The organism is Arthrobacter sp. B2a2-09, assembly GCF_027587375.1.
Classification (GTDB): Bacteria; Actinomycetota; Actinomycetes; order Actinomycetales; family Micrococcaceae; genus Arthrobacter.
This window is the reverse complement of sequence record NZ_JAMXIC010000118.1, coordinates 1-293: the sequence shown is the minus strand read 5'-3', so window position 1 is coordinate 293 and position 293 is coordinate 1. Positions and strand designations below refer to the sequence as shown.

1 protein-coding gene is annotated in these 293 nt (G+C 68.3%); it reads left to right on the top strand.

Features of this window, described 5'->3' with window-relative positions; all coding sequences use genetic code 11:
* A partial coding sequence (locus NFJ07_RS25800; protein ID WP_269998948.1) for a circularly permuted type 2 ATP-grasp protein occupies nucleotides 1-293 on the top strand: 293 nt, incomplete at both ends.

The window sequence follows — 293 nt, the reverse complement described above, 5'->3', positions numbered from 1 at the left end:
GTCCGCGCCTTGGAGGCTTTCCTGGATGATGTCTACGGGCGGATGGCGGTGGTCGCGGACGGTGTGGTGCCGCGGGCATTGGTGACCACGAGTGCGCATTTCCACCGTGCCGTGCATGGTTTCGAACCGGCCGGCGGGGTGCGCGTGCACGTGTCCGGTATCGACGTGGTCCGCGATGCCGCGGGCACGTTCCGGGTGCTGGAGGACAACGTCCGCGTGCCTTCCGGGGTGTCCTACGTGTTGGAGAACCGGCGGGCGATGGCGAAGGGTTTGCCGGAGGCGTTCGGGCAGCA